Genomic DNA, 13,307 nt, shown 5'->3' with positions numbered 1-13,307 from the left:
TAGATGAGAAAATCGAAACCATGCAAGCGTATCAATTATACAGTATGGGACTGATTCAGCGAAAGCGCGATCGCGTCATTCCTCATTGTCAGTTATATCGGCAATATTTTCAGCGAATTATGAATTATGAATCATAACTATTAAAATAGTAGAGACGTTCCATGGAACGTCTCTACAAGGTTTTGGCTTAACTTTGCTGTAGGGAAATAAATTCAGTTGGTTGATGGGGATATAAAAGATGAGAATGCTCACCACCCAGCTCAGTCAAAACCCGATAATGATCCTCATCGCTTAATCCCAGTTGATGGCGAATGGCTTGGAGTGGCTCTAGACTTTGGGACGACTGAAAACGCCCCTCTTCTAATCCATCCTGCAAGACTCCTTTGTAAAGGGAAAAGCGGTACTGTTGGCTAAAATTAGGCAGAACTTTTGCCAGAACATAGAGTTCATCAGCTTTTAATTGATCCAGAGAACGCCCCTCCAAAACCTGAGAAAAATCTACCGGAATCTTTTGCAATTGACGGCGGAAACTATGGGTGAGACTTTCCCGGTTATACTGCTCGGCGCTGCGATTCCAAGTGCGGTAAAGCCAAAGACTACTCACCACAGCAACAAACCCATTAAACATCAATTGTACCGAGACGGGTAAGCGGAGAATTTCTGGACGTCCCCCATAGATAAAGAAAATGTTAAACGCCAAAAAGGTACAAATCGAAAAGACTCGGTGCAGAACCTGTTCCCGGCTGATACTGGAGTTACGCCGTCTTAGAGAAGCGCGGTATGCCTTTTCAAATTTCGTACAAATCAGACAACTCATCACCACACAAACCCCCAGCGTTAAAGGACAAGCTACCAGTTTAGGAATAGGAATTGGATGATTGAACAGATAAAAACCCGGTTGCCAAAGCGTGGCTAATTGATTCGGTTCATGAGCCCAATCCCCAGAAAAGTAATAATCGAAATTACCCGCATATAATCCGTAATAAATGAAGTACCCAATCACTAAGCCCAAATAACCGTATTGCACGAGTTTTCGCCCCGGATGGCTGAGATAGTGCCAGTACGATTTCTCGGCATCTTTATCAATACAAGTAGACTTGCAGCCGATACAGGCACTTTTTTCTTTGCCTTTTGTCTTATCAAACGTGCGGCACTCAGATTGGGGAATACTACGACGTTCTGCTGTATGCGCTGGTGAGCTTAATAATCCCCGTGGACCCGTGAAAACAGTTTGCACGATGCCAAAGGGGCAAACATAATGACACCAACTCCGTCCTCCATACAGGAAAACTACTGTAATTGCACAGAGAATAGTTAGGATTAAAAACAGCCCTAAAACTGTGCGACTGGAATTAATAAATAGAATTCGGCAGTTCAAACCGATAAACAGAAGCGCAAATTGTAGATAGAGGTGGTTTTGTGCCAGCCAGAGATTTTTGCGAATATTAAGTCTGGGATTTAATCCCAAAGCCCGGGTAATTTGAGACAGAAAGTAGAGCGGACAAATACGCCGCCAGGTGTCATGACCGAAAACCAAGAGAATCATAATCGCACTGGGAACAATCATGCCCCAGAAAATGCGTGTCCCCATGGGATATGCGGCTTGTTCTAGACATTTTCCTTGCACTAATACGCAATTGTTCGGCTCGCGAAAAGGACTGAGGAGGTTATTGGGATCAGTTAGGTGATGGGAAATGGGGTCATAAAAGAGAGATAAAATTAATACCAGCCAACCGATTACCAGCACTAATCTGACGGTATGCATCTTTTTTTCTGAAACGTTATTAAGCACTTCGTTATTGCCTCCTAAATTGGTAAAATGATTAATGCGAGATTAATCTCTCAATTCAATCAATTGGAAGAATGAGCTGGAAAAAATTACGCCCACGTATCAAACATGGCGGTAGGCAAGATGCCGTAAACTCGCTCTACAATAGTTAGGATCACAGCCGTGTTAATCACAGCTGGCTAAACTGCCCGCTCCCACTTAACTGAAATGATGGGATATGGAGCGTTAACTGTAACCAGTTGACTGTCGGGATTGAGGATTAATTCAACAGAAATGTTGAGATTGATTGAGTTTGCCATTAAGATCAGATCAGAAGTTTGAAATAAACTACGCTTGGGAGTCAAATTTAGCTCCTGTTTTTTTGTTGACACTCCCGTCGCCGCAGGAGTGCGGCTTTATCAGTGCTTAATCCGCTATATTTCTCAAGGCTGATTACCTATGCACATTTGCAGCATCCGTGATTTTGAGATTCTATTGATCTATCGGGTTTCAGTTCTTCATTTTACGCAGAGAGGCTTGTTTTGTAACATTTATTCACAGAATGAAATGGGACTCTATTAACAACTCATTGAAGCAGTCAACGTATACAAATCAAGGTTCTGTGTAGCAAGATTCACAGACTCACAGGTTGTACACATCTGTGAAACGGGTGAGATGCCTCAGTTCAATAGAACCCGACTTTTGATTGATGCCTTTCAACTCCTACTATATTTTCTCAGTTGATAAAGAAGTTGAGGAAAATTGAGGATTTCTCAAACCAAGTATGGTTATCAGTGGGTTACAGCGGACATACAATTAAAATAAATTACCCGATTAACCCACGATGGCGGCGTGATACAGCTAAAATAGTGGAATAGATTTTACGGTTGATACCAAGTTGCGTTCTAATGTGTCATTGAAGAGCAAAATTTTTGACAACCAGTTACAATATCTTAGCGAGTTGGCAGGAAAATAAAACGTATCAAATCCCCTAGTAGCGACTCGGAGTAGTCATTTTTTCTGGGTTGATGAACCGGAAATTATCTTAGCAGCAATTCAGACCATTTTAGTTGATTATCATGAGTAGGGGCGCACGCCCCGTCATTGGTGTCAACTTAAGTCACAACCCTTACCCATTCTCGTTTCCAGCTTTAGGGTGGAAATGCTGCTTAAGCGGCTCCAGCCGCTTGTCAAAGGAGGCGGAGCCTCAACAGAGGCATTCCCAGGCTATGCCTGGGAACGAGAGTGTGCCTGGAAGCCTGCTCACTAACTGATTTGGCTTAAGTTGACACGGATGACGGATGGTGCGCCCTTCTTCATTAATGGCTAATAGACTTACCGAATGGAAATGGACTTAAACGCCCACTCGTGTCAGGTTAACCGTTGCCAAAGCTTCCACCAAACTGCGGACAGCCGCAACCATCGCCACTTCATTGTCTAACTGATTCACTGCCGAACCAACGCCAACGCCAGCGGCACCTGCGGCAATTGCCATAGGTACGGTGACACTGGATAAGCCAGAGGCACAGAGTACGGGAACGGATACCGCCCGAGAAATTTCTGATGCAGCGGCTAAGGTGGGGGCGGCTTTTTCAATCAAGCCCAATGTTCCAGCAGAACGAGGCTGACTGCTAGTACCGCCTTCAGTTTGGATAATATCTGCCCCGGCTTCCACCAGTTCTTGTGCCAATTCCACTTGCCGATCTAAAGTCAGAATGTGAGGAACGGTAACGGATAGGGTAATATCAGGCAAGAGCGATCGCGTCTGTTTGGTCAAGGCTAAAACCTCTTGCGCCTCGAACCGCCGTCCTTGAGCGTAGAAGCTATCGAAATTACCGATTTCAATTAAATCCGCCCCAGCTTCCACCGCACTGACAAATCGATGGGGTTCAACGGCTGATACACAAATAGGTATATTTGTCAATCCTTTGACCAGGTGAATCAAATCAGGATCAGCGGCGATATCGACAAACGTCGCACCACCACGATCAGCCGCCTTAACGGTGGCACTTACCCGCTGAGAGTCAAAGTTATTCAAGCCACTAATAACTTTGAGAACTCGGCGGTATTCAAAGGCTTTTTGTAGTTTTGGATGCATAGTCATTGTTGCACGTCTGCTCTATTATTACCGATCGGCAGTTTATTTTTGTCGAAGTTAATCGCTGCGGTCGCCTACATGAATTCATGAATAGGAAATATCTATTGTGCCACTTACTGAGGCGTCGTGTAAATTTGAAAAAATATAAGATCTTTGCCTAAACTAAGAAATAGGCTGGAGAGCTTGTATCATCTGATTTTGGAAAAATGAATTTTGTGCCGGGAAACCTGTCTTCCTTCCACTCGGAAATTTTACAGCAAACCCAACTTGGTCAGCTTTGCGGTCAAAATGAACAATTTTGCGATCGCTACAAGATCTTGCGAATGTTGGGGCGCGGTGGGTTTGGCGTGACCTTTCTCGCCAAAGATGCTGAGTTACCGGGTCAACCGCTGTGCGTGATTAAGCAACTTTGCCCCAAAGTTGATGACCCAAAAGCCTTGGAGAATGCTTGCCAGCGTTTTGAGAGAGAGGCAAAAATCCTCGGCAAACTGGGTAGCCACTCTCAGATCCCCATGTTACTCAATTACTTCGAGACTGGGGGAGAATTTTTTTTAGTTCAGGAATACGTCCGTGGTTCAACCTTAGCGCGGCTAGTCAGGCGCAGCGGATGTTTATCTGAGGTAGCCGCCAGACAGTTTTTGGCGGAAATGCTACCCCTACTCGACTACATTCACCGAAATAACGTCATTCACCGAGATATCAAGCCGCAAAACATTATCCGCTGTGAAGACGATGGTAGACTGGTGTTGATTGACTTCGGCGCGGTTAAGGAGAAGTTGGTTCAAGCCCTCGACAGTAGCCTGAAACTCGCCTCAACTCATTTTATCGGCACCGTCGGGTTTGCCCCACCGGAACAGTTTTCTCTGCGACCGGTATTTGCTAGTGATATCTACGCCCTAGGGATGACCTGTCTTTACCTGCTAACCGGAAAAGCGCCTCTAGATTTGGAGAGCGATCGCCAAACGGGTGCTTTATACTGGGAACGCTTGGTGCATGTCAGTCAGCCTTTTACTCAAGTGCTGCGGAAAATGACCGATGTATCCTTGACGAATCGCTATCATTCCGTTAAGCCGATTCTGCAAGACCTTAATTTTAAATCACCTTATGATGATCTGGCGCAGTATTTAGTCAGACAACCCCAACCGACAACTGACAAATCAGCCAATCAAGATGGAAGTAGTCACAAGAGTTATCGCACTCCATCAGCCAAAACAGCGGTTGCGATTAGGAACTGGAAACAACGACGAGAAAAAAAGCGGCGGCGTCCAAGTCAACCTCCATTGGGGCATTCTAAATGAACTACCATGTCCTTTACCTATAACCGCACTGTCCGCTTTCAAGATACCGATGCTGCTGGTGTCGTTTACTTTGCCAATGTTTTGGTAATGTGTCACGAAGCCTATGAAGACTCTCTAGCCAAGGCGGGTATTAATCTCAAGACATTTTTTAGCCGCGCCGCTGTGGCTGTGCCAATTATCCACAGTAGCGTAGACTTTTTTCAGCCCATGTTTTGTGGAGACAGGCTGCTGATTGAGGGGATACCTCAACGGTTAAGTGATAGCAAGTTTGAAATTAAGTATCACGTTGTTGATGCTGCTTCACCGCAACCGCACCTGGCAGATGCCTTAACTCGCCATGTTTGTATTGATACGAACACTCGCACTAAAATTCCTTTGCCAGACGCGATGATTAATTGGTTATATCATGTTCGGTGAATACTAAGACGACTAGAACACTGATCAAGTATTCCCAGAAACCCGGTTTCTCGCCAGGTCGATTTTATGTACGTGGCACAGCTAAAATGGTGGAATAGGTTGTAGGTTGGGTTGACGAGAGGAAACCCAACGAAATCTAGGGCTAAAGCCTTTACTACAAGCCAAATCTATCAAATTAGGTGTGTCACGCCAGTAGTGGACTGACACAGCTAAAATTGTGGAATAGATTTGACGGTGAAATTGGGCGCACACCGTGCGCCCCTACAATACTAATCCACCATTTTAGGTGTGTCACGCCAGTAGGTGTTTTTTTGGGGAGGTGGAAAAAAATGGCTGTATTCGTTACAGGAGAAAGGGTTGGCGCGATCGCGAGTTTCAGGGGGTTGCCGCACCTTACAGGGCTTGCGGTTTGAGCGATTTGGGGCTTGCGGTTTGAGCGAAATAATGGCACTCTGAAAGAGGTTATTGCATCTGTACCTTGAAAATTTGATCGGGTAAGGGTTTGAGTACCGCGCAGTCTTATCCACTCTTTATTGAGTGGCTCCATTCAAAGGTTTGTAGTAACCGATACAAGCGCTTATGGCACGCTTCGTGCCTACTACAATCCTATCCAGCTAAATTTAACCTCACCCGCTCCAATTCTTGCTCCAAATTCTCTAAAACATTTTGCAGTAACTGTAACTGATGGTGCTGAATTGTCAGCTTTAACGGTTCATTCGTCAGATTAACATTAATCACAGTTTCCGCCAATTTCTCATAGCCTTCCAATGCGGAAACCGCCTCCCGGCTCAAACAAGTTAGGTACTCTGTCGCCGCATTGGTGTAAGCTTGAGTCACTTGTTCTAGGTATGACGCCGCAGATTTTGGCGGTGCAGAATCCCCGGAATTTTTATTCAACAAATACGTCGCCCCACCCGCCACCGCCGCGCCAACGGGTCCCCCAAATACCCAACCCAATCCCGTCGCGATCGCAACTGGAGTAACGCCCTGAGTTCCCTTAGCTTGGGGTGGGGGTTCCGGAAGCTGGACTTCTGGGGGTTTAGGAAAGGAAATCGTCAAATCAGTCGGGGGTTGGCGATCAAAAAATTCACCCGCTTGATGTACCCATTTAACAATTCCCTGTTGATGTTCCTGAATCGCCTCTTTAAAACCGTCTTGTTCCCACAGATTAAACGTACCCTTTTGTAGCGCTGAAACCAATTCCGATTGATAGCGTTCTAAAAGTTTGGGTAAATACAGCCATCCTTGGAAATCAGAAACACTGGCGGCGAATCCTTTTTGAATTAGGTTTTGTGCTTTTTCTTTAATCTCTATTTTACTTTGATGCTTTTGTTGAGCCATCGTAATTTCAGCGGAAATGGCTTGCACTTTGACAGTTGCAGCCTGTTGGATTTGAGACGCGATCGCTTCCACACGGGGAAAGCGGATGGCGAGGCTCTCATGGCGAGTGGCGACAATGCTTTGCAGCGCCGATTCCAGCATGTCTAAGCCCGTGGTTTGGGCGGCGGCGGTATCCCCTTTGAGTCGATAGCGTAAGGCGGGGAGAGCATCGACGCGATAGATATTACTGATATTATTCGGCAGTTGCGATCGGAAACTTTCCGCCACAAAAAGCAGCCGATTATACACTTGTTTTTGCTCGTCAGGTTCTAATAAATTTAGGAAATTAACCACAAAAATAACCGTAGTAATTCCCCGATCCAATAACCAATCTCGCAGGTGTTCTCGTTCCCCTAACGTCATCAATTTACGACCATCGAGCACCTGTACAATTAAATCAGCGGTGAGCAGTTGGTCGCGAACTAAAGCGTCCTGGGCTTCCCGGTCATCCGTTCCCGGTAAATCCAGTAATTCTACCCCCGTTTTCAGGAAAGGATGGGGACAAAATACCTCAACATTGGTCACATCCTCCCGCATCCGCCGTTGGTCATCTAAAATGGCAAACTGTTTCAGAAGAACCGTACCATTTTCGCTAATTTGTTGACCATTGCTGAGGGTAATGCGCGTGTGTAACTCCTTCCCGTAACGGATATGAATCGCTGCACCTGTGGTGGGGATTAAGTCGATGGGTAGGGTACGTTTCCCCAGTAAAGCATTGAGTAGGGTAGATTTCCCGTAATTAAACGGACCAAAAACAGCGATACGGAAAATCGGATTCTCCAGATAATCACACAGTGCGATCGCGTCTTGGCGGAGTTGGGCATTTTGTTCCCCATCCAGCAACCCAATCGCCGATCGCAGCGTGTTCGCAAGTTCGCGGAAAACATCCTGTTCCATTGGTTATTAGTCATTTGTCATTGGTCATTTGTCAGAGTTTGAGGAATCTTTCTCTAACTTAGTATAGTTGGCTTTATTTCCATCAACCGTAACTAAGGGTACACCATTTTTCCAATAGAAGGTGGTTCAATCCTTTAATATGAAAGACAGCAACTATTACAGATTTCACCGTGATCAAAGCTTGTGCCGCTCATGAACCCGGAGGAAAACTCCAACCCTTCGAGTACGATCCGGGTAGTCTCGGCGATGAAGAAGTAGAGATTAATGTCGAGTACTGTGGGATTTGTCACAGTGACCTGAGTATGCTGGACAACGAGTGGGGAATGACTGAATATCCTTTTGTTCCAGGTCATGAGGTTGTTGGTACAATTGCCGCATTGGGCGATAAAGTAACCACGCTAAAGGTAGGACAACGAGTGGGATTAGGTTGGTTTTCGGGTTCCTGCATGACTTGTGAATGGTGTATGTCAGGGAATCACAACCTCTGCTCGAACGTAGAAGGTACAATTGTCAGTCGTCATGGTGGATTCGCGGATAAGGTTCGCGCTGATCAGAGTTGGGTGTTTCCCCTACCCGATGCAGTTAATCCGGCTACCGCCGGTCCTCTCTTCTGCGGCGGGATTACCGTATTTAATCCTATTGTTCAGTTTGACATTAAACCGACGGATCGCGTTGGCGTGATTGGTATTGGCGGATTAGGTCATATCGCCCTGGGCTTCCTCCAGGCTTGGGGATGTGAGATCACAGCCTTTTCTAGTAGTCCAGACAAAGAAGCAGAAGCACGGGAATTGGGAGCAACTTATTTTATCAATTCTAGCGATCCCAAAGCCTTGGAGTCAGTGCAGAATTCCTTTGACTTTATTCTCTCCACGGCTAATGCTGACCTCGATTGGGACGCCTACATTGCCGCATTACGTCCCAAAGGTCGGTTACACTTTGTTGGAGTCATTCCTAATCCCCTATCCACCCAACTTTTCCCTTTGATTGGCGGTCAAAAGTCAATTTCAGCCAGTCCCGTGGGGAGTCCAGCAACGATTTCCCAGATGATCGATTTCGCCGCACGACAGGGTGTTGAACCGATTACCGAAACCTTCAGCTTTGAGCAAGTGAATGAGGCGATGGAAAAGCTTCGTAATGGCAAACCGCGCTATCGCTTAGTGTTGAAGCATTAAAATAAAAAGATTGCGATTGTGAGGGATGTGCTTTGATCAGTGAGAAAATCAAACCCGATTGGGCGGGTGGTGACCTTCTTTCCCGATTGGTCAACATTCTGATTCAGACCAAGCCCATTTATAATGTCATGAAACACCAAGCTCGGCAAGTCTTGATGAAGACGGCGGAGAAAAATGGCATTCCTTGGCGCAAAACCTACCAAGAATTGGAAGCGTCAGGCGTCAAAGAACGTCTGGAACAGATTACGAATCAAAGCCTTACCTATCCTAACTACTACCAGGTTCCCTTCCACGCCTACGATCAAGGTAACTTATGTTGGTCGGCTGCATTTGAAGCCGAATCCGCCACATACTCAATGGGGTTAAGGGTTTGGCGTAATCAACCCTTGACTTGGCAAAAGGCTCAATCGCGGTTGCGGGGGAGTTTTCACCACGTCTTAGCTGAATATTGTACTCAACCCGTACAGGATATTCTAGACATGGGTTGTTCTGTGGGTATCTCAACCCGGACGCTACATGAGTATTACCAAAGCCATCAAGATACCCCCGTGCGAACCGTGGGATTAGACTTATCCCCCTATATGTTAGCGGTGGCTCAACTCCGGGATACCAAGGGTGAAATTGAGTGGATTCACGCCAAAGCTGAGGAGACGGGATTATCTGATGCTTCCTTTGACTTAGTGACACTGCAATTCGTGATTCATGAACTCCCGCGTCAAGCAACTCAGGCAATTTTCCAGGAAATACTCAGGCTTTTGCGTCCTGGGGGTTATCTGGCGATGGTAGATAATAACCCTAAATCTCCCGTCATCCAAAATTTGCCACCTGTACTTTTTACCCTGATGAAAAGCACTGAACCTTGGTCAGATGATTATTACACCTTAGATGTAGAAGGACTGATGCAGAGGGTAGGATTTGAATATATTGTTACCGTGGCGAGTGACCCGCGACATCGTACCATTATAGGTCGAAAGCCGGAGGAAGGATAGGACGCGATCGCTCTAACTTTTCATCGGAAGTCTTGACATCGGCGAAAGTCCGGGCGGGTTTAGTCACATCTAGGTGTAACCGAAAGGAGAGTCGTAAAACCCGCCCCTACACGATCCCGACTCAACTGTAGCCAAGTTCATATTTTGCCATCAGAGTCTGTCATTCTAGGAGCCTATCAGGGAAAGCACGCAATATTCCAGCTAACCGGATAAGTTGGATTTCGTTCCTCAACCCAACCTACTCTCGTTGAGATGCATCCGTCATTCTGAACGCAGCGATAGCGTGCATCCGTCATTCTGAACGAAGCGATAGCGGAGTGAAGAATCTCACCAGATGCTTCGTTGCTGTTCCTTCGCTTTGCTCAAGACTCAACTAAAAGGTAATAATGTTCATATCAAACTTATCAATCGAAAAATGGGTTGGCAACAAAAATCAAGGTGACTTAATCGAAAATCCGGATTGGAGTCAGATAGAAGCAGCTATCCGCCAGTTAAATGGAAAAAATCAAACGTTAGTTACCTTGGCAGCCGATGATGAGACTTACATGACGATTGGCGGTGGTTATGCTGGGAAATATATCGTTTCAGTCACCTTCGATAATCTAGATTTTTATAATTTAGTTGATTTATCCAAACCTGAAGCAACCGAAAAACTCGTTATTGGCGGACAAGAAGGTCTTTATTCCACAAAGATGTCTGTTGATTTGCTGCGTTGTCTGCTAGCGGCGCGAACATTTTCAGAATCAGGAAAACTCGATTCATTGCTATCGTGGGAAGAAGATAAGTCATTAGTCACCGTATAATAGATACGCGATCGCAACGGTTGGACTGAAATATATTTTCAGTGTGCCGACTATGGACATTACCCATAGCATCGTGCATAATATGAACAATCTGTACGCGGAGCGGACTAGGGATATTGTCATACTGATAGACATCAGGGACTTCCCCATTTAGTCTTTTTTACGTTTTGAGTAAAGATTGTAGACTACCATTTTTGAGAGAGTTATCTGTCAAAGTACAAGTTTATACTATAGCCATAATAAGTAAGCTGTGTCTTACTGTTCGCCAATCATTGAGAGAATGTATTAGCGATAACAGCTATACCAAATATCATAGTAACACGGAAAAATACTTTTGTAGTACGCCATGAGATCAGTGGATGGATTGTGGAGGAGGATGATTGCTCTCACCCCACCACCGCTTGTCCCAACCGCTTCAAAATCCGTAGAACCTCACTTAACTCATGTCGCCTGGGAAACAGCGAAAAAGTCCGCGATACATCATACTCTGGACTATCTCCTTGACTTAGCTTTAAAAACACAAACTCATCCCCATTTGTCGCCATACCAAACGCTAGGCGCTCCCTCTGCGGACTCGCTAACATATAAACCAACAACTGCGGTAAAGCCGCCGGAACTGGAATACTGGTTCGCTTCGACTCAATCACCAAAATCCAAAGTTGTTCTTGTACAACCAACGTATTAATAAAACCGCGAATGGTTTCTTCAGGATCATCAAGTTCTAACCCAACCCCATAAGGCGAACGAATGCGGAAAGGTGGATCAAGAAACCCGGCAAGTTCCAATAGTGGCGAAACCACCAGCAGATTAATTGTACCTTCCAATAACAAACCATCGCCGCGATGATAATCATAGCGTTGTTTAATCCGAGCAACACCCGCCTGTTCTCGTTCGTCGAGTTCGGGTAAATTATCAACCCACTCACTGAAAAAGCGCTCATCATCCGCCTGTCGCAAATTACAGCGCACCCGCAGATCATTTAAGCTTTTTATAGTATCAGTAATCCCTACACCCGTAACCATCTGTTGCTGTCTATTTGTTAACCTTAGTTTAGCAAACTGTTCAGGATACCCAAGCCAGTGATACCGAATCCGGTTGACTCCATTGATAACCGCCGCGATCGCACCCCAATCAGGTAGGGGCGGGTTTAGGGATTAAATCAGTGGACATATCCCCAATAAAACAACAAAACCAGCCCATTCTCCACCACCCGCGATCGCTATTTTCTCTGCGATCGCACCCCAATCAGGTAGGGGCTTCCTTTAGGAATTAAATCGCTAGACACACCTCAAACAAGACAACGAAACCCGCCCTCTTCTTAACCGTAAGGGGTGGATTTTGAATTGAGGTTACCGGTTGGGTTTAGGGCGGGTTTTGTATGAAATGTATTGATTTTCCCGTTCATTGAGTCCCTAAACCCGCCCCTACATTTTAATTTTCCTGTCAACTGATTTCCTTCTGGCAATATCTAGGGTTGTATGACATTATTGAACCCTTTTATTACCCGATAGTAGAGACGTTGCATGTAATGTCTCTACACCGTATCCTGCAATCGCGCCACTAACTCCGCACGCGCCGATACATTCAGCTTACGGAACATCCGTTTCAGCGCCTGTTTTACTGAATTTTGAGTAATCCAAAGTTCAGCACCAATTTCCGCATTTGTCAACCCCCTAGCAACTAAATCAGCAATTTCCCGTTCCCGTGGGGTGAGGCGATTGGCGACGAGAGACTGGGATTTTTTGGCTTGCGATCGCAAAGTAGCCAGACGTGAGGATAAATGCAAGCATAATCCGGTTAAATCAGCCAAGTCTTTATAATCAAACGCAGGCGCGTCACTCGCGCGGGCAAAATACACCCCACCCATCAAACGCCCCCCACTAACAATCGGACCCATCATCACATGCTCGTGATCGTAGCGAGCATAACAATTCTGGTACAGTTCAGATTGTTTCCAAACCTCTGGAGAGAATATCAGTTGTTCATGGGCGGGAGCATGGTGTTCGATGACATAGCGTAACACCGGATCGACCTTTCGCGCCAACTTATTGTAATCGGCGACAAACCCCTCCGTATCCGCTCCCCCTTGTATTTGCACCTCAGCCGCGTGAGAGTCTTCGTTGAGCAGACACAGCCCCCAATACTGCGCCTGAAAATACTCCCCTAATTCGTCCATGATTTGCAGGCGAAGTTCCTGCTCATCACGAGCATCTGCGATCGCTTGGAAAAAACTGTGGAGAGAACGGTTCATCGTACTTGGTACGGTCATAATCTATCATTTTGAACGAATTGTTAAATAAGTCAGAATGGTTTAACCTGAACGCTTAGGAGAGTTCATTTTTTGATCGGGGTGAACAGTAATTACAGTATAGCGACATTATCTTGACGATAAATTTTTTATTTTGATAGAATTTGCCATTTTATATGCTACTCTAAAAAGGTACTACAACAGTAGAGTAGCTAGGAGCAATAAATCTACTCTTGA

The 13,307-nt window shown here is 45.6% G+C and carries 11 protein-coding genes; 6 read left to right on the top strand and 5 right to left on the bottom strand.

Annotated elements, in window-relative coordinates:
- Window positions 1-20 precede the first annotated feature (20 nt).
- Entirely contained in the window at window positions 21-137 is a 117-nt protein-coding gene (locus tag RIM23_RS18940) for an AAA-like domain-containing protein (RefSeq protein WP_446368686.1), read from the top strand.
- Between the two features lie 50 nt (window positions 138-187).
- Here RIM23_RS18940 and RIM23_RS18935 read toward each other — a convergent pair whose 3' ends face one another.
- Together RIM23_RS18935 and RIM23_RS18930 are read right to left on the bottom strand one after the other, a co-directional pair.
- Window positions 188-1,765 carry a 4Fe-4S binding protein gene (locus tag RIM23_RS18935; RefSeq protein WP_446368685.1) on the bottom strand — a complete coding sequence of 526 codons (1,578 nt, stop codon included), beginning with the start codon at window positions 1,763-1,765 and terminating at the stop codon, window positions 188-190.
- Window positions 1,766-3,122: 1,357 nt separating this feature from the next.
- Complete coding sequence (locus RIM23_RS18930) at window positions 3,123-3,872, bottom strand: DUF561 domain-containing protein (protein ID WP_446355919.1); 750 nt, start codon at window positions 3,870-3,872, stop codon at window positions 3,123-3,125.
- Window positions 3,873-4,072: 200 nt separating this feature from the next.
- Here RIM23_RS18930 and RIM23_RS18925 point away from each other — a divergent pair, with 200 nt between their 5' ends.
- Complete coding sequence (locus RIM23_RS18925) at window positions 4,073-5,164, top strand: protein kinase domain-containing protein (protein WP_446368684.1); 1,092 nt, start codon at window positions 4,073-4,075, stop codon at window positions 5,162-5,164.
- A 6-nt stretch (window positions 5,165-5,170) separates the two neighbouring features.
- Window positions 5,171-5,581, top strand: coding sequence for an acyl-CoA thioesterase (locus RIM23_RS18920; protein WP_446355916.1), 411 nt, complete (start codon window positions 5,171-5,173; stop codon window positions 5,579-5,581).
- A gap of 606 nt (window positions 5,582-6,187) precedes the next feature.
- Here the strand turns inward: RIM23_RS18920 and RIM23_RS18915 are convergent.
- Window positions 6,188-7,858 (bottom strand): dynamin family protein, encoded by a 1,671-nt coding sequence (locus tag RIM23_RS18915; protein ID WP_446368683.1) that lies wholly within the window; start codon window positions 7,856-7,858, stop codon window positions 6,188-6,190.
- A 170-nt stretch (window positions 7,859-8,028) separates the two neighbouring features.
- Between RIM23_RS18915 and ahr the strand changes: the two genes are divergently transcribed.
- The 3 genes from ahr to RIM23_RS18900 all read left to right on the top strand — a co-directional run bounded on the left by ahr (window position 8,029) and on the right by RIM23_RS18900 (window position 10,822).
- The gene (gene ahr / locus RIM23_RS18910; RefSeq protein ID WP_446368682.1) at window positions 8,029-9,030 is read left to right on the top strand and encodes an NADPH-dependent aldehyde reductase Ahr; all 1,002 of its coding nucleotides are present in this window, start codon (window positions 8,029-8,031) and stop codon (window positions 9,028-9,030) included.
- 35 nt (window positions 9,031-9,065) lie between these two features.
- Window positions 9,066-10,019: a class I SAM-dependent methyltransferase gene (locus RIM23_RS18905; protein ID WP_446368723.1), complete on the top strand. Its 954-nt coding sequence runs from the start codon at window positions 9,066-9,068 to the stop codon at window positions 10,017-10,019.
- A 386-nt stretch (window positions 10,020-10,405) separates the two neighbouring features.
- Window positions 10,406-10,822, top strand: a complete 417-nt coding sequence (locus tag RIM23_RS18900; RefSeq protein ID WP_446368681.1) for a hypothetical protein — start codon at window positions 10,406-10,408, stop codon at window positions 10,820-10,822.
- Window positions 10,823-11,208: 386 nt separating this feature from the next.
- Here RIM23_RS18900 and RIM23_RS18895 read toward each other — a convergent pair whose 3' ends face one another.
- Together RIM23_RS18895 and RIM23_RS18890 are read right to left on the bottom strand one after the other, a co-directional pair.
- The gene (locus RIM23_RS18895; RefSeq protein WP_446368680.1) at window positions 11,209-11,844 is read right to left on the bottom strand and encodes a type I restriction endonuclease subunit R; all 636 of its coding nucleotides are present in this window, start codon (window positions 11,842-11,844) and stop codon (window positions 11,209-11,211) included.
- A gap of 512 nt (window positions 11,845-12,356) precedes the next feature.
- Window positions 12,357-13,091 carry a LuxR C-terminal-related transcriptional regulator gene (locus RIM23_RS18890; RefSeq protein ID WP_446368679.1) on the bottom strand — a complete coding sequence of 245 codons (735 nt, stop codon included), beginning with the start codon at window positions 13,089-13,091 and terminating at the stop codon, window positions 12,357-12,359.
- Between the last annotated feature and the right edge of the window lie 216 nt (window positions 13,092-13,307).

It is taken from the genome of Coleofasciculus sp. G3-WIS-01, assembly GCF_040223135.1.
Classification (GTDB): Bacteria; Cyanobacteriota; Cyanobacteriia; order Cyanobacteriales; family Coleofasciculaceae; genus Coleofasciculus.
Note: the sequence above shows the minus strand (reverse complement) of the source record. Positions and strands in the feature narration are given on the sequence as shown.

Coding starts and splice junctions, on each gene's coding strand:
- RIM23_RS18900 (WP_446368681.1), top strand. CDS start 10,406: ATGTTCATATCAAACTTATCAATCGAAAAATGGGTTGGCAACAAAAAT.
- RIM23_RS18915 (WP_446368683.1), bottom strand. CDS start 7,858: ATGGAACAGGATGTTTTCCGCGAACTTGCGAACACGCTGCGATCGGCG.
- RIM23_RS18925 (WP_446368684.1), top strand. CDS start 4,073: ATGAATTTTGTGCCGGGAAACCTGTCTTCCTTCCACTCGGAAATTTTA.
- RIM23_RS18895 (WP_446368680.1), bottom strand. CDS start 11,844: ATGGTTACGGGTGTAGGGATTACTGATACTATAAAAAGCTTAAATGAT.
- RIM23_RS18940 (WP_446368686.1), top strand. CDS start 21: ATGCAAGCGTATCAATTATACAGTATGGGACTGATTCAGCGAAAGCGC.
- RIM23_RS18920 (WP_446355916.1), top strand. CDS start 5,171: ATGTCCTTTACCTATAACCGCACTGTCCGCTTTCAAGATACCGATGCT.
- RIM23_RS18890 (WP_446368679.1), bottom strand. CDS start 13,091: ATGACCGTACCAAGTACGATGAACCGTTCTCTCCACAGTTTTTTCCAA.
- RIM23_RS18935 (WP_446368685.1), bottom strand. CDS start 1,765: ATGCATACCGTCAGATTAGTGCTGGTAATCGGTTGGCTGGTATTAATT.
- RIM23_RS18930 (WP_446355919.1), bottom strand. CDS start 3,872: ATGACTATGCATCCAAAACTACAAAAAGCCTTTGAATACCGCCGAGTT.